The sequence below is a fragment of the Yersinia artesiana genome, from assembly GCF_902726545.1.
Taxonomy (GTDB): domain Bacteria; phylum Pseudomonadota; class Gammaproteobacteria; order Enterobacterales; family Enterobacteriaceae; genus Yersinia; species Yersinia artesiana.
Genome location: NZ_CACVAD010000012.1, coordinates 1 through 19,799 on the forward strand (window position 1 = coordinate 1; position 19,799 = coordinate 19,799).

The following is a 19,799-nucleotide window of genomic DNA, read 5'->3' on the forward strand; positions in this document are numbered from 1 at the left end:
GGTATATATAAGGTGGTGGTATTAATCTGCCCACACCTACTTATTAATAAAATAACTCAACCAGTTATAAAAACATTTACATACAAAAACCAGGCCTGATTTTTTATTAAACATCATATTTTGATGCCAACCAGGATTTTATTGAGAATACAATATGAATAAAGTCTTCAAGATTATTTGGAATGCTGCATTGAATCGTTTCGATGTCGTATCCGAGTTTGCTAAAGCTGGGAAGAAATGTAAAGCATCCAGCTCGTTAACGATAAATACAGTCACCGGATTTTCTCTTGTTTTAGGGTTTGGTTCATTGAATGCAGGTTCGGCTTTGGCCCAACCACTACCGGCCATTGTGATTAGCAGCACTGAGAGTGAAAGTGATGTGCAGCGAGATTCGGCTACCGGCCCGGCTGTGGTCGTGACCAATGGTGGTGAGTATACCGGTACCAAGGTCACGCTGACCTCGCAGGCCCCGGCATCAGGTGGAAATACCGCTGCTCTTTATGTCAATACTGGTGGCAAAGCCTATCTTGATGCTGACAGCAATATCACCATGAATACTTCCAGTTCGCAGGCCACCGTTTGCTGCACCTACGGCATCGTAGTAGATGGTAATGGCAGTGTGGTTGACAGTGCAGCGACCATCGTTGGCAGCACTGGCGGAGCGGGGGTCTATAATGGCGGCGTGCTCAATCTTCAGGGCGGTGCGCTGTCCGGCTTATTTGGTATTGTGTCGAGCGGTGCAGGCAGTTTGATCACCGGAAATGCAGATATATCGGGTTCTGGTGTGGGAACCGGTGTTCGGGCCGAGCTAGGTGGTGCAGTTGTTCTGAGTGGTGGCAAGGTATTATCGAATGGGATGGTCGCAACCGGTGCTGGCAGCTCAATTTCAACCTCAGACACTGAGATAGTTGGCACAGCCCACGCCACTAATGGTGCTTCTCTTAATCTTGTTGGCGGTTCGGTTAGCGCCAGTGGCTATGGGGTGAGTGCTGTTTATGCCGCTGGCCCGGTAGCCAGTCATGTAACGACATCCGCTGATATTAGTGTGAGTGGTAGCAACGCATCTGCGGTAACTGCCCGTAATGGTAGCACCATCAATATTACCGGCGGCACCCTCTCCGGCGCGAGTTCTGTTTTAGCGGCTATCGGTAAAAACTCAACAATCACATTTTCTCATGCAAATTTGATTCAAGGCGGTATGCAGGGATCAACCGCCGTCTATGCCGCTGAGGGGGCAATCGTTCAGCTCAACAGTGGCACTATATCTGCCCCTGGCTGGAACAACACCACCATCCGGGCTGATGGCGTTGATTCTGTTGTTTACAATCAGGGAGCTAATGTTACCGGTGTTGCAGGTAGCAGCATCGGTGCTCAAGCCATCAACGGCGGCAGCTATATTTTTGGCTCTGGCACGATGAGTGCAAGTAATACTGGCGTACAGGCCAGTGGAACGGGCAGTTCGGTGCTGAGTTCTGGCAATATCAGTGCGGTTCAGCGTGCAGTGCATGCCACTAATGGCGGCTCGGTCACGGTGGATGCAGGTTCTCTGGCAACCACGACGGCGATTGCCGGTATGGCGGGTATCGTTGCGGATAGCGGTGGGCAGGTTGAGTTGATTAAACCGGCACTGCTGGGCAGCAACGCTACCTTTGCTGGCAATGGTATTCAGGTCAGTAGTGGCGGTGTCGTCAATCTGGCCGGTGGCATATTGTATATAAATGGTAAGAATAGCTCGGGGCTGATAATTGATGGTGCAGGTTCCGCCATCAACAGTTCTGCCACTCTGAGTGTTTATGTTTACGCCGCCTCAGGTAAAGCGCTAGAGGTTGCCAATGGCGCTGCACAAGTATTTCAGAATCTGGTCGGCAGGGTAACGGGCAGTAATGGCAATGTGATCCAATCAAGCAGTGGTGCTAATCAGCTTACCTTTACCAGCAGTGTGCTCAGCAGTACCCAGGGGCCAGCTATCCTCGGTCAGAGTGGCTCACTTGACCTTGTGCTGTCTGATAGTGGTATCAGCGGGCCTGTACTGATGCAAGACAATGGCAGCATTATAAGTATTACAGCTAATGATGCTTCCACTATCACGGGGCGCACTGAAGCCGGTAACTCGTCAATAACGTTAAACACCCGATCTGCGTGGAATGTTGGCGCAGGTAGTTCATCTCTGGGTTCGCTTTCACTGAATAATGCCACCATGAGAAACAGTGGGGTTGGCAGTCTGCATATCGGTGGCGATGTCAGTTTAGGTAACCTTGGCGCTAAATTTGATACTCAGGATTATGACGCGTTGCTGGCGGCAAATGCGATCACCGGTACAGGAAATTTGACGAAGGATGGTACAGGTAAACTGACGCTGGAAAGTGCAATAACTTATACCGGTAACACCATAATTTCGTACGGCACATTGCAGATAGGCAATGGCGCGGCCTCTGGCAATGCCTATCTCCATCAGGTGGATAATAGCGGTATTTTGGCTCTTGCTAGCGCTGATCGGGTAACCATCGATAGGATTGAGGGAAAAGGGGCGCTGCAACAAAAGGGCAGCGGTACAACGATCCTGCTCAATGATAATACCTATACCGGCGGAACGACGATCACTGCGGGTACTTTGCAATTGGGTGATGGTGGCAGTACGGGAAGTGTTATCGGGAATGTTGATCTTCAAGCGAACGGCACGCTGGTTATCTGGCGCAATGCTGCGGTGCTATTGGGCAATAGACTCACAGGTTCAGGGCTAATCACCACCGACACCGCCGGTCAGGCCTTCGATCTTGCTGCGGGGGTCGGCAATGCATTTTCTGGCATGCTCGCGGTGGGTAATGGCACGTTCCGGTTAGATGGCGTTAATACTACCGAGTTGAGCAATGCAACGCTGCGAGCAGGGTCGGGTAGCACTGTTACCGTCGGCACAGGCGTGCAGACTTTTGGTGGTCTGGCTTTCGACGGCGGTACGCTGAAGTTTGATACCGGAACCCCCGGTGATACCGTCGCGAAAAGCACCATCCATACCACCAATGAGATGAACCTGCTGGGTAGCGGTACGGTTGAGGTGAATATCGGCAGTATCGATAACAGCCCGGCGCCAGCCAATCAGGTGCTGCCAATCATGGAGCAGGATGATATCAACACCTTGCTACAACTGGCAGCCAGTGATGTAGCGGTGCAAGGCAATGGCGGCAATCTGGTATTGAAAGATCAGCATGGCAATATCATTACCGATGAAACCTCCGCGGATATTACTCAAAACGGGATGACCGTGGCGAAAGGGACTTACGACTATCGCCTGACCAGTGGTGCCAATAACGACGGTTTGTATGTGGGCTACGGCCTGACGCAGGTTGAGTTGTTGGGCAGCGGCGCTGATGCGCTGTCACTCTATGCCACCAACAAAACCGGACCGGCGGCGGATTTGAGCGCCAACATCACGGGCAGTGGCGATTTGGCGATTGATACCGGTGCAGGAAACACCGTGACATTATCTAATCTGGACAACGATTACACCGGTTCTACCGACCTACGCAGCGGCACCTTGCAGATGCTCAATGATAATGTGCTGGGGCAGACCTCGCTGTTATCACTGGCGGCGGATACTTCCTTTGATATGAATGGTCACAATCAGACGATAGGCGAATTGAAGGGGCTTGCCGGGTCACTATTGCATCTCAATGGTGGCAATCTGACATTGAGACAGGGCGGTGTGGTGGAGGGTGAGCTGACCGGCAGCGGTGCACTGACGATTGCGGCTGATGTGTTGACCGTTAATGGTGCCAACAGTGGCCTGAGTGCGGTGACCACTATTGCCAACGGCGCACAAGTATTACTGAACAATGCTGCGGGTCTGGGGAATGGCGATATCGTCAACGCCGGGCTGCTGACACTGAAAGGTGCGGCGGGTCAGTTGGCGAATGCCATCAGTGATGCGGGTAGCGTGGTGTTACAGGATAACAGTGACATTATTGCCAGTGGTGATAACAGCATGTTCAGCGGCCAGTTTGATATCAACACCGGTAGTCAGTTAACGGTTTCTCAGGCAGAGCATCTGGGTAGCGCATCGGTGACCAACAACGGTGCGTTGGTGTTGAATGCTGCCAGCGACTGGGTGCTAGAAAATGGAATTACTGGCACGGGCAGTCTGAGCAAGAATGGTGCTGGCACTCTATCGTTAACACAATCTACGGCTTATAGCGGTCAAACAGATATCAATACTGGCGGACTTATTTTGGGCAGCAGTGCGGACCCAATAACATTGGCCAGCCAGCAAGTGAACATTGCCAACGGTGCTTTTATGGGCGGTTTTGGTGGCGTAGCAGGGGCGGTGGATAACAACGGCACGCTGTTTGTTGGCAATCCAGTTGCACCGGCGACATCACTACTGAGCAGGCTGGCGCCTGCCAGCAATCTCTTGACGATTGGGACAAATTTAACCAACAGCGGCACTGTTTTTATTGGTAACAAAACCAGTGATGGCAGCGGTATCAGCGGTAATCAATTAGTGGTTAATGGTAACTATATTGGTAACAACGGGTTGCTGCATTTCAACTCGGCGCTGGGGGATGACAGCTCGGCAACAGACAGCATGATAGTCAACGGCAACAGCAGCGGAACGACCCATGTGAGTGTGGATAATGCAGGTGGGCAGGGTGCGCAGACGTTAAATGGCATTGAGCTGATTCAGGTGAATGGTCAGTCAGACGGTGACTTTGTGCAAAGCGGGCGTATTGTCGCCGGTGCGTATGATTATTCTCTGGCGCGCGGCGTAGGGGCTAATACTCGTCACTGGTATCTGACCAGCACAACCGCCAGCGGTGATCTTGGTGGCACTCATCCAGCAGCTATGATTGAGCGTCCGGAAGCCAGTGGGTATGCCACAAACCTGGCAGCGGCCAACAATATGTTTGTCACAAGCCTGCATGACCGTTTAGGCGAAACGCAATATATTGACGCACTGACTGGTGAACGGAAAGTGACCAGTATGTGGTTGCGCAACGCTGGTGGGCATAACCGTTCTCGTGATACTTATGACCAATTAAATACGCAGGCTAACCGGTATGTCGTGCAATTGGGGGGCGATATCGCACAGTGGAGTCATGATGGACAAGAGCGCTTCCACCTCGGCGTGATGGCCGGTTATGCAAACAGTAAAAGTCGTACCGAGTCTCGTTTGTCCGGTTACAGCGCCCGTGCCTCGGTTGATGGTTACAGTACCGGGATATATGGCACCTGGTATGCTAACGCAGCAGATAAGTCGGGTTGGTATGTGGACAGTTGGGCGCAATATAGCTGGTTCAACAACCGTGTAGACGGCCAGGATTTGCGCACTGAAGAGTACAAATCCAACGGGATGACAGCATCTATAGAAAGCGGTTATACCTTTAAAATGGGTGAGAATGTAGCCAAGAATGCGACTTACTTTATCCAACCGAAAGCACAGGTAACCTGGATGGGGGTTAAAGCTGATGACCACAAAGAAGCTAATGGCACAGAAGTGTCCGGCGAAGGTGATGGCAATATCCAAACCCGCTTGGGTGTGAAAGCTTTCATGAACGGTTACAGCCGTCAGGATAAGGGAAAAGATCGCGTCTTCCAGCCGTATATTGAAGCGAATTGGATCCATAACAGCAAAGATTTCGCTACCAATATGGATGGTCATTTAGTGAAACAAAGTGGCGCAGCCAATATTGGTGAGCTGAAAGTGGGTGTAGAAGGGCAAATAAATAAACAAGTGAATCTGTGGGGTAATGTTGCTCAGCAAGTGGGCAACAAAGGCTACAGCGATACCGCTGTGATGCTAGGGGTTAAATACAACTTCTAATATTCTGGACAATAGGATTTCGGGATATCAGTGCATTATGATGATGCACTGATATTTTGTTTGATAAAACGCCTACGCGAAATGGCATTGTTTCTGATAGTTAACTATCCAACCAAAGTCACTAATAGGTAAGCGAAACACCGATCCAGCTTCTCTATGAAGCAGTCTTGCAGAATTCACCCGCTAACGTGTTATAGTGCAATTTTTACGGAAAATTATGCTGACCAACTCATCCATTCGTCTTAACAAATATATTAGCGAAAGCGGCATCTGTTCGCGTCGCGATGCTGACCGTTATGTAGAGCAAGGAAATGTTTTTATTAACGGCAAGCGGGCCGCAGTAGGCGATCAGGTATATGTTGGTGATGTGGTGAAAGTAAATGGTCAACTTATCGAACCACGCGATGAAAATGATCTGGTGCTAATTGCGCTAAATAAACCGATTGGCATTATCTGCACCACGGAAGAGGGTGAAGGCGATAATATCGTTGATTTTGTTAACCACAGCAAACGCGTTTTTCCCATTGGCCGCCTGGATAAAGATTCCCAAGGTCTTATTTTCCTGACCAATCACGGCGATTTAGTGAATAAGATCCTACGCGCGGGTAATGATCACGAAAAAGAATATGTGGTAACGGTTAATAAGCCGGTGACCGATGAGTTTATTGTCGGTTTGAGTGCCGGTGTACCTATGCTGGGTACTGTGACCAAAAAATGCAAAGTAAAGAAAGAAGCTCCGTTTGTATTTAGTATCACTTTGGTTCAGGGGCTTAATCGGCAAATTCGCCGCATGTGTAAGCACTTTGGTTATGAAGTGACTAAGCTTGAACGCACTCGTATCATGAACGTCAATCTGAAAGGTCTGCCCATTGGCGAGTGGCGGGATTTGCGCGATGATGAGCTAATAGAGTTATTTAAGCTGATTGAAAATTCATCGTCTGATGAGAAACCGGCAAAAAAACCAAAAGCTAAATCTGTTGTAGCTAAAAAACCGCCCATTAACCGATCAAAACCTGCTGAAAAGTCAGAGGGTAACTCTGCGGGTCGTAAGCGTTTTACTCAGCCTGGACGCAAGAAGAAAGGGCGGTAATGCCGCTGGCAGGGATAGATTCCAGATGGTTTTTTACGATTTATCACTATCAGAATTGCGATAAACTTCACCACAGATCAAAACTACATCAGGCCTTCTTTGGTGAATTCGGGCAGCGACAGCCATGCATTCATGGCGTGTTGCATAAACATCGTCAGTCACAGGCAGAGCCTCGCAGGCATCCATTCCGCAGGTGCTAACCAGTAAAACAAATCCTATGAGCATATATTCTCCTTTTTTATAGGATTTCTATGAGTATAGCCGGTTTACGGGAGAGATAGTGCACGGGTTTTTTATTGAAGCAATAGATGTTTCCTTGGGTGCTGAAAGATTAACCAAATTTGGTAATGGCAACGCCAGCCATAATAATGGCACTTGCGATAAGGCGTAATACTGAGGGCTTTTCTTTTAACATCCAGATAGAAATAACCATGGCGAAGAGTACGCTGGTCTCACGTAGTGCTGCTACCAAGGCGATTGGTGTACTCTTCATGGCCCAAATGACGATGCCATAAGCCAATAATTGCATAGCGCCACCAATGATACCGTGACGCCAGTGTTGCCTGATTTCACGAAAAATCCTATTCCTGTGCATTACCCAAAGCAGCGCAAACATAGCTATACCATTGGACATAAATAGCCAAAAAATATAACTGAGAGGTTCTATGCTGGCTCGACTGCCTGCGCCATCGGATAAGGTATAGCAGGCGGTAAATGTCGCCGTAATTAATGCATAGATGATGGCTTGGAGGTTGAGTTTATTTGGGCCATGACGGCCATCAAATGTCATCATAATAACCCCAGAAACCAGAATGATGGCCCCGAATAACGCTATTGTGCGTGGAATTTCCGACAAAATTAACCACGAAAGCAGGGCACTTAATAAGGGCGCTACGCCGCGAGCGATAGGATAAATTTGCCCGAACTCGGCTTGTTCGTAGGCTTTACTGAGAAAGAGACAATATCCCGTGTGAAACGCGACCGACAGGAGCAACCAAGGAAGCGCGTCGAGAGAGGGCAAACCCACAAAAAAAATGCCAAAGAATGAGATGACGCCGGAAAAAATTGCCATCAATGAAATAGCAACTAATCGGTCAGTGCCAAATTTCACTAAAGCATTCCAGCTAGCATGCAACAGTGCCGCGCCCAATACTGCAATGAATATTTCAGTGCTCATCCCTGCTCCTTATTTAGGCGCATTAGTTTACCTTGGATTAGCTTGTTTGGCATGAGAATTAAATAAGATTATTAACCATGAGAATGTCGGAAACTTTACATTAATCGGTTATATATACCGAATGGCCTCAATATAATGTTCAGAGGTGCTATCTAATAGCGTAACGGCTAAGGCTTTCTTAAATAGCGCTAATTTGGCATCATATGGCTATGCATATTTTTCCAGGATGAATGATGAAACAGTTTCCTTTTGATAAACGTTACGAGATTGAAGATGCCAGCGGTGTTGTTGAGTATTACATTGACGGTGATGAATATATTCGTGGTCAGGACGGTATTCCAGGGTATCGAATTGCGGGTTATGAAGTGTACGAACATAATGCAGAAGCCAAACTTGCTGGCTTTCTTGAGGGGAAACATATCACCACCCCAGATGCAGATATTCTGCTGACAATTTTAGATGATAAACCCACTGAAGATTGACCGTCATAAGTTTGATTTTTGGGCCAGGGTGGCCTGGCCCCAAAAATTAATCCCCCTTATCTTGCCGGGCGCTATAAGTAAAAGCGTCAACATCCTAGGTCCTCATACTTAATTGCGATAGAATTGGCAGAGTAACGAATGTGATGAGATATGTTTGAGGACATAAAGCATATGGTTGCTCAGTTTACTATGGATAATATTGTCGGGCTGGTTTTGGTCATCAGCTGTGTCATTGCCTTATTAATTGTCTCTATGTGGGGAATGCGGCGACACCATTCTCGTTACAGTTTCATATTGCAGTTTGTCAGTTTCCTCCTGTGGTCTGTCATGGTGATGGTAGTGGGGAACATCATCAATAATGCACTCGCTGATATAAAAATAAGCTTTATCACACCTAAGACGGTTAATTTCGTCTGCATGTCAGTCATCTTATTGATGCTAATACGTAAGATGTTTGTATTATTTGATGTGCTGGAAAAACGGCAGGTAGCAAAAGGTAGTGATATCACCAGCGCTAAAATCATCGCGCGGATGTTAAAAATTACGCTCGTAGTGGTCGTTATTCTGCTCTATGGCGAGCATTTGGGCATGAGTTTTTCCGGGCTGGTTACCTTTGGTGGTATTGGTGGCCTTGCTGTAGGTATGGCTGGAAAAGATATTCTGAGTAATTTTTTCTCTGGAGTGATGCTTTATTTTGATCGCCCTTTTAATATCGGAGACTGGATACGTTTGCCGGATCGTCATATTGAAGGTGTTGTTGTTGAAATAGGTTGGCGGCTGACAAAAATAATGACATTTGAAAATCGCCCACTGTACGTTCCTAATTCTGCATTCACAGATACTAGTGTTGAAAACCCAGGTCGCATGACTAACCGCAGAATAAAAACCACTCTGGCGCTGCGCTATGAGGATGCGGATAAAATTGGCGCAATTGTGGCTGAGATGCACAAATTTTTAGCCAATAATGATGATATCGATCACCAACAAACCTTATTGGTCTATTTCAATGGATTTGGCGACTCCTCTCTTAATATTATGGTTTATTGCTTTACCAAGACAAGGGTGTGGGCTGAGTGGCTAGCCGTCCAGCAGACCTGCTATTTGAAGTTTATCGATATCGTCCATACACACGGTGCAGACTTTGCTTTCCCCAGCCGTACGCTTTATGTCGAAGATAGCACTGAGCCACCGGCCACCTCGACGGAGCAGTAATTCTGTCTTTATATCTGACAACCGCCTACGGGGAGCATCTTTATTTGGATCGGAGATGCCCAATAGGAGAGTGGCGATTCAACGCAGCGTTATTCCGGATAATAACTTTTTACAGCAGACTCTTTTCACGCCACTTAAAACCGACTAACGTAATCATTTGGTGATAATTAGCCGGAGTCTCAATGAGTCAGCAAACTATTGTGTTATATACCGACGCGAATTTTTTCAGCCCTTATGTCATGTCGGTCTTTGTAGCACTGACAGAAAAAGCGCTTCCTTTTACATTGAGCGCGATTGATCTCTCTGCTGGCGAGAACCTACGTGGGGAGTTTGGCAAACTATCAGCGACTCGTCGTGTGCCCACACTGATTATCGATGATTTTCGATTATCTGAATCCTCAGCGATTTCTGAATACTTAGAAGAGCGATTTCCTTCACCGGAATACGCGCGAATTTACCCGCAAGATAGACAAGAACGCGCCAAAGCACGTGAAATTCAAGCCTGGTTGCGCAGTGATTTTATGCCAATTAGGGCTGAACGGCCTACCGAAGTCGTCTTTGCTGGAATGAACATGCCACCATTATCCGACCAGGGGCAGCAAGCGGCTCATAAGCTGATTTCAGGGTTGGAGCGCTTGCTTTCGGATGGACGAAAGAATTTATTCAGTGAATGGTGTATTGCTGATACTGACTTGGCGTTGATGCTTAACCGGTTAGCGCTCAATGGGGATGCGCTGCCGGGATATCTGCGCAAATATGCAAGTTATCAATGGCAGCGGCCTTCAGTACAGCAATGGCGTGTATTGTCGCAGAAGTAGAGCCAGTCATTCCTCATTGCACACAGGATGCAGGCGTGCGTAAAAAGAGTGGAGCAGAATGAAGAACTTGATTGAAGTTGAAACTGAACGGCTTCGGCTGCGGCAATGGATACCTTCTGACAAAGCCCCTTTTGCCGCATTTAATGCCGATAAGCGAGTCATGGCGTATTTCCCAGCCCCCTTGACTCGTGAGGAAAGTGATGCGATGGCTGATCGTTGTCAGCTATTGATTGAACAGCAGGGGTGGGGATTGTGGGCCGTTGAGTTTAAAGCCACTGGGCAATTTATCGGGGCTTTGGGGCTGCATATTCCCGCAGCCAAACTCCCTTTTTCACCTTGTGTCGAAATAGCCTGGCGTTTTGCTTATCCATTCTGGGGACAGGGGTTAGCGACAGAAGCCGCTTTGGCTGCTTTGCAGGTAGGTTTTGAGAGATTAAAGTTGACTAAGATCGTGTCATTTACTGCGTTAATTAATCTGCGCTCACAAGCATTGATGGAACGAATAGGAATGGTGCGAGCACCGGAGAGTTTTCCTCATCCTAATGTCAGCCCCGACAGCCCGTTGAGTCAGCATTGTTGGTATTACATCACATCTCATCAGTTGCAGAGTCGATGATAGTACGTTTTGAGGAGATATTGATATTAAGGCGCGGAATTTTCGATTCAGTTAAGTGGTGCGGCTACGGCTATAACGACATTAGATCCAATAGCGGCAGTGAGCCATCAACAACCGCAGCAGTGATGTAAATAATGAAAAGTGAATAGAGAAAAAAGTTGCTGATCATTTCACACCTCGGATTACCTGCACGGGTTAAACTTTTGGTCATGTCTGAGCAATTACAATATAGCACGCAGATTGAATAAAAAGCATACAGCAAATGAATAATTAATGAATATATTGTTGCTGATTTGTGACGTGGGTGGTTTTTTTAGACCATGTTGCGGTGATGAAGCGGTTTTTAAGTGTCAAAAAAAGAATAAACGCTGCAAAATGCAGAGAGATAAGATGGGGAATGGAGTTGATTGAATTCAGTATGTTATCAATCGGTTAGCTTCAATTGAAAACAATTTAAGCAGCATACGAGCAGAGAAGGTGCAATTGTGCTACACTATGCGACCGATAATCAAGGATAAAACATGAAAAAAGTCTCAATCATCGCTCAGTGCTTAATCAACGCCAAGAGTTTCAGTGAGATGTCCGAAGCTGAATCCTCGATAAAAAAGGTTTTCAACGACAGTTATGCCGATCATTCATTTGATGAATGGAATACTGATGTGTCTACGTTGAGTGCGAACCGTATTATCAGCCTGGTGGCGGGTGCTTCCAAGGTTCGGGTCAGAGGGTTGATCCAAGAATTATGGAATCACTGATCTCAGACCAAGGGGTTCCCACAACCTGCCTACCATTTCACTGCGCCAAGCATGCCAGCCATGCTGCGTGGTGAATGTTCCTCCCCGTACCTTTCCATTTTCTGCTTGTTTCTTTCCATTGTCTCCTGCAAATCCGGTTCTTTCCATTGAGTGAAAGCTGATCCGGTACAGATAATCTGAGTAACGCTGACTACGCCACGGTTTAGTGTCGTCGGTTAACGTAATCTAATAAGGTTGTACAACTGAGGGGCGAGCATATGTCATTTCTGGATAGTGTTAGAAGGCTGGTTAGCAGTGCCAAAGTGAAAATTAAATGTCCGGATTGTGGTGCAGCGTCAGAGCAAAGCACAGATAAAGTGCATAAAAATACGGCGCTAGTATGCCCTAAGTGCGGCTGCTTATTTTTACCTAAAGACAAACACTTGTGATCAACCAAAGATCATCGATGCCCACCGCAGCAGCATTAATGCGCCGCAGATACAAAGTAATACCACAAACATCTTCCAATGTTTTGTACGCAAGCGTTTGGTCACCATAGGCCTTTATTTTACCTCGCTAGATTTGTTTGACTTAGAAGTTGCTCTGCGGGATTTATTTGTTCACCGCAACTTAGATATAGTAGCGAAAATTTATGTTGATGCGAGAGTGAGTTCATAGCGTTAAGGTATAATATGCGCTGCATCAATAATATTACAATTAGGAATAATGAAACTATGGCTGCAATTCCACAAAAATATGAAAACGCCGAGCGTTGGGCTTTTGGTGATACTGAACAAGTTGCAGATGAGTTATTGGCGCTGGTTCTCAATGGCACTAAAACAGCAACCTGCTCGGCATTAGATGAAGAGGGGGTTCCGCAGGCGGGTGATGTATTTGTTGTGGTCAATGGTCGCAATGAACCGGTATGTGCAGTCGAGCTGACAGATGTTGAGCTGAAAACCTTTGATCAGGTTGATGAGGCGCATGCTTTCGCTGAAGGTGAGGGCGATCGTTCACTGGCCTATTGGCGTAAAGAACATCAGCGTTTTTTTGAAGAGTACGACCTATTTTCCCCGAATATGATGCTGATTTGTATGCAATTCAAACTGCTGGAAATATTCTAATCGCCGATTTACCCAGCAAGAAACGGATTCGTTTCTGGTCAGCGTTTTTTATCGAATATGCAAGAAGAAACCGCCACTCATAAATTTTAGCTATGGGTGACGGATCTTTGAACCATCAAGTCACCCTCATTACCCAGGCATCTTGATGTCGGTCATAGTGCTTTTTGTAGAGCAGTTTATCTTGGCCATCTAGCGTTGCGGGAATACTGGTACTTTCGTCCCACCCATCGAGCTGCATACACAATTCAGGATCTGATTTACAGGGGATACTGACCGTGTTTTCACCTTTATCTGCTGGTGTGGACAGTACTGCATCGTCAACTTCAAAATCTCTGATTTTTACTACAGTATTTCCCATAAAGACTCCTTCCTAACCTGGTGGTATGAGGTGTGACCAGATTGGTCGCCTTATTGAGAATAGCCGAGCTTAAAAAAAGTGCCAGAAGTTGTCGCGAAAAATGCAGCGTTTCTAGCAGGGAAGTTCGGCTAAATTAAACTGATTACGACCATTTTTTTTAGAATAATAAAGCGCCTGGTCAGCAGCCAGCATTAAATCGGACTGATCAGTAATGCTGCTGTGCTGATGGGATTGATAGACAGTGACACCCAGACTGATGGTGACTTTGCGAAACTTACTTTCACTATGTTTGATACCCATCGCGCGGATAGATTGTAAAATGTGCTCAGCAACCAGACTGGCCCCTTTTTGGTCTGTATCCGGCAAAATAGCTGCAAATTCCTCTCCGCCATAACGAGCCACAATATCGGTGCTGCGTTTCAATGACTTACGCAATGCTCTGGCGACCAGTCGCAGGCAGGCATCACCAGAGATATGGCCGTAACAATCATTGAAATTCTTAAAGTAATCGATATCAATCATTAAAACTGCCAATGGAGAAGCTGAACGCCTTGCCCGCATAAATTCATGGGCTAGCACTTTCTTGAACTCTCGACGATTGGGTAATTTAGTCAATGAGTCGGTTCTGGCTTGAATTTCGAGACGCCGGTTAGCCTTAATCAGTTTAAGTTCCAACAGCTTACGTTCGTGGATATCTTCTGCTGTGCCGTACCAACATTCCACATTGCCGTGATCATCTACACTGGGAACAGCGCGAATACGCATCCAGTTCCAGCCTTTTTCCACATGACAAAAACGTATTTCGACATCCAGAGGTTCGTGTGTTTGGAGAGAATGCTCCCAACTTATTAATGTGGGATGGCGGTCATCAACATGAATGGTTCGCAGCCATCTGTCTGCCAGTGCCTCTTCACGGGTTAACCCGGTGATTTTTTCAAAGCGAGAGCTGACATTGGTGATCATGCCGTCTGGGGAGGCCGTCCAGGGGATCTGTGGATTCAGTTCTACCATATTGCGGTAATGTTGCTTGCTGCTGCGCAACTTCTCTTCCATCTTTTTCAGCGCAGAAATATCAATCATGGCGACGGACAGGCCACTCACCTGACCAGTTGGGTACCGGGCAGCGTTGATTCGCATGAAAAATACCCGTTGCTTATCTGGCATCTGAAACTCAGCATCTGGGATGCTATCGTTACAATAGGCTTTTAGCAGGGCGCTTTGCAGTATAGGGATGATACCCGGCAAGAAATCCGCCACTTTATGACCATTCACTTCAACGGTTTTTTTACCTAGTAATTCTGCCAGATAGTCATTTACCGTCAGGTAGTGCAAGGCGGTATCAATAAAGCACAGGCCAGCAGGGGCACTGGAATAAATGGATTCCAACTCGAAGAGGCGTTGACTGGCGTTGTAAGGTAAGTTGCTAAGATTACGGTCTATTCCCCGATAACCTTTGAATTCGCCATGGTCGTCAAACAGCGGAATACCACTGCTTTCTATCAAGACTTCACTGCCATCTGCGCGGATATTACGGTTTTGTAATCCCGCAAAAGGAATGCGCTCAGCGGCAATTTCGGCGAATAATTTTCCTACCCGATGGGCTTCATCTTTGGGCATAAAATCAAATGGGGTTTTGCCGATCACCTCATGAGGAAGGCGGCCTAACAGTTCGATAGATTTTGCCGATGAAAAGGTATAACGGCCGGCAACATCAACTTCCCAGATCCAGTCTGAATTATTTTCGATGATATCCCGTAAGCTGTTCATTTCTTTTAACAGAGCAATGTCAGCTGATTTTTCCCGATTATCATAATCAGTCATGATGCCCACTCCTGTTTAATCGCGGCTTTCCTTAGGAAGAAGTCTGTCGGCTACTATTTAAGCCCGCAGATTGTATAACAGGGGCAGATTTAGTACAGCTCATTCGGAATTTTCTTATCCACAAATTATTTTATTATGATTATCTCGCTGAGAAATAAAGGAAAGTATCAATATTAAATGCAAGTATTGATAGGTTTCTTATCTTCCCCAAATTAACAATTAATAGACAAGTACCAGGCTAACATTATCCTGATAATCACCCGGTGTTCTTTGATTCTGATTAGGGTTAATCACAGCGTGAAAAGGAACGAGTTGCGCAGCGCCAGTACCGGAGCCGGGTTGCATTGAACTCGCATCCCACAGTGTGGTGCCGGAGGAACCCTGATACAGTTGATATTGCAGATAGTCAGTGGTGTTTGCGGCGTTCAGTTTCATTTGTCGCCAATTTGTTACGGGGTTATCCCCTGGCGTGACATAAGTATTAAAGGTGGAGCCTTTGGTGCAGGTGAGGGTAATATTTTGGCTGATGGGATTAAATTGCCCGACTAATGCAAAACTACCAAAATTGACATTTGGGGCGCTATTAATGGCGCAATCTTTGCTGACCACCAAAGTGACGGTTACTGAGGATATATCGGTACCCGTTCCATTACCAACCCAGGAGCCTATGCACCCTCCCAGCACGTTCAGAACTTTGCAAATGTTGTAATTCCAGGCCAGATTTATCACATCTGTATAGGTTCCAGCACTGATATTGGTGCTTATGACGCCATTATTTCCAGTACGAATGTAGATGGGTAAATTTGCGTTCAGAGAACCTAAGCTAATTGATAGCAAACTTGAACTTGCGTAATCCAATTTACCACCGATAGGCAACGCAGGGCTGAAGGTACCGGTACGATAAATCGAGTAAGGGATCAGGTCACCAGCTTCATTTTTGAGGTTCAGATTATTGGTTGTGCCGGATATTGTTGCGGACAAAGTAAATGACCCTAATAACGTAATTGAGATTAATGCCCCCGAGCAGGTCATTGCCGTTGCGCCCTGAGCATTAACGGCGGTGCTACCCGCGGTTACCGATGAGCTGGGCGGCAGGGTGACCGTGCCGGGTGAGAAAGTGCAGGAGTCAGCTTGAGCGGGGGGAGCAATAAGCCCTATTAGTAATATCAGCAAAACGATAATACCTGAGTGGCTAGCTATAAAGCTGATTCTAACGCTATTTTGGGTCATATCCTCTCCATTATTGCCGCCATTATTGGCTTATTTGCAGGTTACTGTGCCAATATCCTGAATGCCGGTGCTGGTCTTAAGAGCAAATTGCAAATAGCAACGAGCACCATTGTCAGCCCGGATTATTTTCAGCTTATTTTGTGGCTTAGCTTGTTCAATATAAGTAATACCGTCCCAGCCAACATAACTGACGGGTTTTGTCTCAGAGGTAAATACCGGACTGCCCTTAGGCAAATCTTTACCTGACTCATCGGTAATACGCAGTGTTGCGGAGGTGATTTGTTCTAATGGGAAGTCAATTAAATAACCACTGCGTTCGCTAATAGCCAAACGACGTTCAACTTCAGGCATGTTTACATCTGCCGGTAAACTCATTGGGTCAATCTGGAATTTTGCCTGATAATAAGAAGTGACATTCGGAATTAATAAATAGCCGTCATCGTTAGTTGTGCCGATCAGCTGATTTTCATAACTGACAGGAATCTGACCAAAACCATGGGTTGATACCAGCGCGAAAGCATCATTAATGGTGTTACTGGCGTAAACACCGTTATTCATTACCACCAGTGATCCGCTGACTTCGCCCCAGCTTTGATAATCACCCTGACTGCCATACACGCCAACCCGACTCTCCAGTGCGCGTGTGCGCCAGATAAGGTCAGCTTGCTGGTAGTTGCTATTTTCACCCGTACCATTGGCATAAGCCAGATTCCAGCCAAACCCGCCGTTAGTCGGGGTCGCTCGGCTATAGTTTACGCGTTGGCTCCAGTTATTATTGGTATCGCGCACACTGCTGATACTGCCCGCCCCCCAGTCGCCAAGAGGGATACTTAACACCATCTGTGCGTTATAGCCCTTGCTGCCCAATTCGCGGTTGAGTGAGAAGTAAACACTGGTATCGCGCCATAGGGTGGTGTTGTAGCTAATATTTACCAGGCGAGTTCGTTCCCCTAATGCATCACGGACGTCAAAGTAACCTGCGCCGATTGAGCCATAAGCACCTAGCCCCAGGCTGCCGGTAATTTGGTCAGTACGGCGACTGGGCCGGTACTCACTCTTATAATTTGCCAGGTCGCCATAGTGTGGGCTGCGGTTAATCCGTTGCGCGTTCAAGCTGAAAAAAGCATTGCTGTAGCTGTAGCCTAGCGAGTATTGATTGCCGTGCCCGCCATAGCGCAGAGATGATGAGGGTGGTGGGGTGCTGGTATCTGTGTCGGTGGGGGCGATACCACTGCCTAAAACGTCATCAGCGGCGTTACTGATAGTGTAAGAGCTATTCAGAACACCATAATTTCCAACCCGCAAACTAACCCCGCTGCCCACCACATTCAACTGTTTGGCAATATCGGCTCGCCCTTCCAGGGTTAGCCAAGGGGTGGTGCCATAACGGAGCACTCCGCTGGCAACCGGCTCACCATAGTCAGCGGATCGAATGCCATAGTTTTGGCGCAACATGCCACTTGAAACACTAAAATCCCATAAGCCGGGTTTGAGCAAATCACTGGCCACATAGAAGGGGATTGAGGTGCTGACCTGGCGGCCTAATGCATCGGTGGTGACCACAGTTGCTTGCCCTGCGCCATTGATTCTTGGCCCATTATCAATCACAAAAGGGCCGGGGTTAACGGATGCCGATTGGGTTCTAAAGTTATCAATATAGAGATCAACTGTGCTGGGAATGGCCGCCTGACCGGCAAACTGTGGCAGTGGGTAAGTCACTAAATCTGGGCGAATAGCAAAGTTGCGTGACACTTGAAGTCCACCCAAACGCACTGAGCTACTCCACGCTAGCGAGCCGGTTATCAGGTCGCCCGCACTGTAGCTCAGCAAATGATTTTCATCATTTAATCGCCACTGAGTATCGTAACGCACATACCCCTTTTCAACCGTAATATTATCGGTGTCTGTCAGGTTTGTGCGATAAATTCCGGTGTTACTGATTAATCCGAAGTGGTCAAACAGGCGTTGTTCTGTCCAGGCCGACGCATTGCTGGGTTGGCCGCTGCTATTTCCCTGGCTGGCATAGATATCGTAGTTAAACAGTAGGCCGAGACTGCTTTGCGCCAGATTGTAATCCTCAGTTGCCGCCGCATCCACTCGTTGCTGAGGCAGCCATTCGCTCGGAACATCAATGAGTAATCGCTGGCTGTCACCTTGATAGGTGACATGGGCTTTATCCATGGCATCAATGGCTACTTCTGATGTGTTTGGTGCTGGCGCGGGGAAACCAACCGCTTTTAACTGTTCGGATGTCAAATAATAGTGGCCATCGCGATAAATCACGGGCACGGCTTCGCCAAAGTTACGGCCGTTAACCACCAGTTCAAGATATAAGGTGGTGTCAGGCATCACCGCAGCAGATGGCGGAGGCGGCAAGTCATCCCCCCTCACCGTTAGTGGCATAAATACAGGGGATATCATTGAGGCATACATCAATGTCAAAAATGGCGACAGCCTGAATTTGATAATCATCCCAAACCCTAACGTATTAGCAGTTATTCCCGTTTATCAACGCCATAGCGGCGTATCAATCAATAGAAACTCTTCATATAAATCGTCTATTGATGGGGGATGACGATAGGTTTTGGACGACTATTGACCAAAGCGGTTAATTGCCCGGTGTTGGCAGACGCCGGAACTTGAAAGCGCATTTCATTGCCCGGCAGAACATAACCCATTAACCCACTATTGAGGCTGGTATTCTGTAAGTTGACGCGAGATATTCGGGCATGGGTTTGCCCTTGATTCCGAATAGCCAACCAAGTTTTACCGTTATCCTGCACCAGTTTGTAGCTGAGGCTCAGAGGGAAAAAGGTTGCCGGGTTATTGGCATCTTCAGATTTCAGGCCATCACCATAGATGAATAATGGGACGGAATAACGCATCTGAAACTTCAGCCCCATATTTAAAGAGGGAGTGGCGGCATCTTCGTTGGGATCTTTACGCGGGATCTCATCAATCAACACTCTGAATGCTTGTTCCTGACCCGCGGGCACTTGCGTATTTTTAATCAGCCGGATCAACTGACGTTTGCCCGGTAAGATAGTGGCAACTGGCGGGCTGGCGATGATCGCAGATTGATTGCTGTAATCTTCCTGTCCGGATTGTTGCTGCCACCCTAAAACCCGAATTTGCATATAAACGGGCTGGCTGTCTTTATTTTCCAGCCACAGTGCAGTGGCTTTCTCATGACTGTTTATCACCGGGTCGATGGGCCAAATAAGCACCGAGGAGGCGGCATAAAGTGGGCTGCTGGCAAATGCGGTTGCAAATAAAACCAACGATGTAAGCGATGTTAATTTAATCATGGTGAACTCCTTGT

At 47.2% G+C, this 19,799-nt stretch carries 17 protein-coding genes; 9 read left to right on the top strand and 8 right to left on the bottom strand.

Going from position 1 to position 19,799, the window contains the following annotated elements; genetic code table 11:
• Positions 1-154 precede the first annotated feature (154 nt).
• Together HU019_RS05435 and rluF are read left to right on the top strand one after the other, a co-directional pair.
• Positions 155-5,815, top strand: a complete 5,661-nt coding sequence (locus tag HU019_RS05435; RefSeq protein ID WP_174847537.1) for an autotransporter outer membrane beta-barrel domain-containing protein — start codon at positions 155-157, stop codon at positions 5,813-5,815.
• A 217-nt stretch (positions 5,816-6,032) separates the two neighbouring features.
• On the top strand, positions 6,033-6,905 hold the full coding sequence (rluF, locus tag HU019_RS05440; protein WP_174847538.1) for a 23S rRNA pseudouridine(2604) synthase RluF: 873 nt from the start codon (positions 6,033-6,035) through the stop codon (positions 6,903-6,905).
• Positions 6,906-6,938: 33 nt separating this feature from the next.
• Here the strand turns inward: rluF and HU019_RS05445 are convergent, their stop codons facing one another.
• Together HU019_RS05445 and HU019_RS05450 are read right to left on the bottom strand one after the other, a co-directional pair.
• On the bottom strand, positions 6,939-7,130 hold the full coding sequence (locus tag HU019_RS05445; RefSeq protein ID WP_174847539.1) for a hypothetical protein: 192 nt from the start codon (positions 7,128-7,130) through the stop codon (positions 6,939-6,941).
• A 106-nt stretch (positions 7,131-7,236) separates the two neighbouring features.
• Positions 7,237-8,082, bottom strand: coding sequence for a DMT family transporter (locus HU019_RS05450; protein ID WP_174847540.1), 846 nt, complete (start codon positions 8,080-8,082; stop codon positions 7,237-7,239).
• Positions 8,083-8,315: 233 nt separating this feature from the next.
• On the opposite strand from HU019_RS05450, the gene HU019_RS05455 reads away from it, so the two are divergent.
• The 6 genes from HU019_RS05455 to HU019_RS20160 all read left to right on the top strand — a co-directional run bounded on the left by HU019_RS05455 (position 8,316) and on the right by HU019_RS20160 (position 12,393).
• Positions 8,316-8,564, top strand: coding sequence for a hypothetical protein (locus HU019_RS05455; RefSeq protein ID WP_174847541.1), 249 nt, complete (start codon positions 8,316-8,318; stop codon positions 8,562-8,564).
• 171 nt (positions 8,565-8,735) lie between these two features.
• On the top strand, positions 8,736-9,776 hold the full coding sequence (locus HU019_RS05460) for a mechanosensitive ion channel family protein (protein ID WP_174847542.1): 1,041 nt from the start codon (positions 8,736-8,738) through the stop codon (positions 9,774-9,776).
• A 182-nt stretch (positions 9,777-9,958) separates the two neighbouring features.
• Positions 9,959-10,594: a glutathione transferase gene (gene yfcF, locus HU019_RS05465; RefSeq protein ID WP_174847543.1), complete on the top strand. Its 636-nt coding sequence runs from the start codon at positions 9,959-9,961 to the stop codon at positions 10,592-10,594.
• A gap of 58 nt (positions 10,595-10,652) precedes the next feature.
• A complete protein-coding gene (locus HU019_RS05470) occupies positions 10,653-11,210 on the top strand; it encodes a GNAT family N-acetyltransferase (RefSeq protein WP_174847544.1) in 558 nt (185 codons plus the stop codon).
• Between the two features lie 521 nt (positions 11,211-11,731).
• Positions 11,732-11,965 (top strand): hypothetical protein, encoded by a 234-nt coding sequence (locus HU019_RS05475; RefSeq protein WP_005272441.1) that lies wholly within the window; start codon positions 11,732-11,734, stop codon positions 11,963-11,965.
• Between the two features lie 257 nt (positions 11,966-12,222).
• Positions 12,223-12,393, top strand: coding sequence for a YnfU family zinc-binding protein (locus HU019_RS20160; RefSeq protein WP_217450909.1), 171 nt, complete (start codon positions 12,223-12,225; stop codon positions 12,391-12,393).
• On the opposite strand, the gene yniD is transcribed toward HU019_RS20160, so the two are convergent.
• The gene (gene yniD, locus HU019_RS20240) at positions 12,394-12,501 is read right to left on the bottom strand and encodes a small membrane protein YniD (RefSeq protein WP_227739304.1); all 108 of its coding nucleotides are present in this window, start codon (positions 12,499-12,501) and stop codon (positions 12,394-12,396) included.
• Positions 12,502-12,678: 177 nt separating this feature from the next.
• On the opposite strand from yniD, the gene HU019_RS05480 reads away from it, so the two are divergent.
• On the top strand, positions 12,679-13,068 hold the full coding sequence (locus HU019_RS05480; RefSeq protein ID WP_174847545.1) for an ASCH domain-containing protein: 390 nt from the start codon (positions 12,679-12,681) through the stop codon (positions 13,066-13,068).
• Between the two features lie 115 nt (positions 13,069-13,183).
• Here the strand turns inward: HU019_RS05480 and HU019_RS05485 are convergent, their stop codons facing one another.
• From HU019_RS05485 to HU019_RS05505, 5 genes are all read right to left on the bottom strand, one after another.
• Positions 13,184-13,426 carry a DUF1480 family protein gene (locus tag HU019_RS05485; protein WP_050077533.1) on the bottom strand — a complete coding sequence of 81 codons (243 nt, stop codon included), beginning with the start codon at positions 13,424-13,426 and terminating at the stop codon, positions 13,184-13,186.
• 111 nt (positions 13,427-13,537) lie between these two features.
• Entirely contained in the window at positions 13,538-15,247 is a 1,710-nt protein-coding gene (locus tag HU019_RS05490) for a sensor domain-containing diguanylate cyclase (RefSeq protein ID WP_174847546.1), read from the bottom strand.
• Positions 15,248-15,466: 219 nt separating this feature from the next.
• Complete coding sequence (locus HU019_RS05495) at positions 15,467-16,477, bottom strand: Csu type fimbrial protein (protein ID WP_174847547.1); 1,011 nt, start codon at positions 16,475-16,477, stop codon at positions 15,467-15,469.
• Positions 16,478-16,507: 30 nt separating this feature from the next.
• Positions 16,508-18,949: a fimbria/pilus outer membrane usher protein gene (locus HU019_RS05500; RefSeq protein WP_174847548.1), complete on the bottom strand. Its 2,442-nt coding sequence runs from the start codon at positions 18,947-18,949 to the stop codon at positions 16,508-16,510.
• A gap of 86 nt (positions 18,950-19,035) precedes the next feature.
• Positions 19,036-19,785: a fimbrial biogenesis chaperone gene (locus HU019_RS05505; RefSeq protein WP_174847549.1), complete on the bottom strand. Its 750-nt coding sequence runs from the start codon at positions 19,783-19,785 to the stop codon at positions 19,036-19,038.
• Positions 19,786-19,799: the final 14 nt, after the last annotated feature.

Bases quoted from the DNA above. Each gene is read 5' to 3' on its own strand.
- HU019_RS05435 (WP_174847537.1), top strand. From the start codon at position 155: ATGAATAAAGTCTTCAAGATTATTTGGAATGCTGCATTGAATCGTTTC.
- rluF (WP_174847538.1), top strand. From the start codon at position 6,033: ATGCTGACCAACTCATCCATTCGTCTTAACAAATATATTAGCGAAAGC.
- HU019_RS05445 (WP_174847539.1), bottom strand. From the start codon at position 7,130: ATGCTCATAGGATTTGTTTTACTGGTTAGCACCTGCGGAATGGATGCC.
- HU019_RS05450 (WP_174847540.1), bottom strand. From the start codon at position 8,082: ATGAGCACTGAAATATTCATTGCAGTATTGGGCGCGGCACTGTTGCAT.
- HU019_RS05455 (WP_174847541.1), top strand. From the start codon at position 8,316: ATGAAACAGTTTCCTTTTGATAAACGTTACGAGATTGAAGATGCCAGC.
- HU019_RS05460 (WP_174847542.1), top strand. From the start codon at position 8,736: ATGGTTGCTCAGTTTACTATGGATAATATTGTCGGGCTGGTTTTGGTC.
- yfcF (WP_174847543.1), top strand. From the start codon at position 9,959: ATGAGTCAGCAAACTATTGTGTTATATACCGACGCGAATTTTTTCAGC.
- HU019_RS05470 (WP_174847544.1), top strand. From the start codon at position 10,653: ATGAAGAACTTGATTGAAGTTGAAACTGAACGGCTTCGGCTGCGGCAA.
- HU019_RS05475 (WP_005272441.1), top strand. From the start codon at position 11,732: ATGAAAAAAGTCTCAATCATCGCTCAGTGCTTAATCAACGCCAAGAGT.
- HU019_RS20160 (WP_217450909.1), top strand. From the start codon at position 12,223: ATGTCATTTCTGGATAGTGTTAGAAGGCTGGTTAGCAGTGCCAAAGTG.
- yniD (WP_227739304.1), bottom strand. From the start codon at position 12,501: ATGGTGACCAAACGCTTGCGTACAAAACATTGGAAGATGTTTGTGGTA.
- HU019_RS05480 (WP_174847545.1), top strand. From the start codon at position 12,679: ATGGCTGCAATTCCACAAAAATATGAAAACGCCGAGCGTTGGGCTTTT.
- HU019_RS05485 (WP_050077533.1), bottom strand. From the start codon at position 13,426: ATGGGAAATACTGTAGTAAAAATCAGAGATTTTGAAGTTGACGATGCA.
- HU019_RS05490 (WP_174847546.1), bottom strand. From the start codon at position 15,247: ATGACTGATTATGATAATCGGGAAAAATCAGCTGACATTGCTCTGTTA.
- HU019_RS05495 (WP_174847547.1), bottom strand. From the start codon at position 16,477: ATGACCCAAAATAGCGTTAGAATCAGCTTTATAGCTAGCCACTCAGGT.
- HU019_RS05500 (WP_174847548.1), bottom strand. From the start codon at position 18,949: ATGATTATCAAATTCAGGCTGTCGCCATTTTTGACATTGATGTATGCC.
- HU019_RS05505 (WP_174847549.1), bottom strand. From the start codon at position 19,785: ATGATTAAATTAACATCGCTTACATCGTTGGTTTTATTTGCAACCGCA.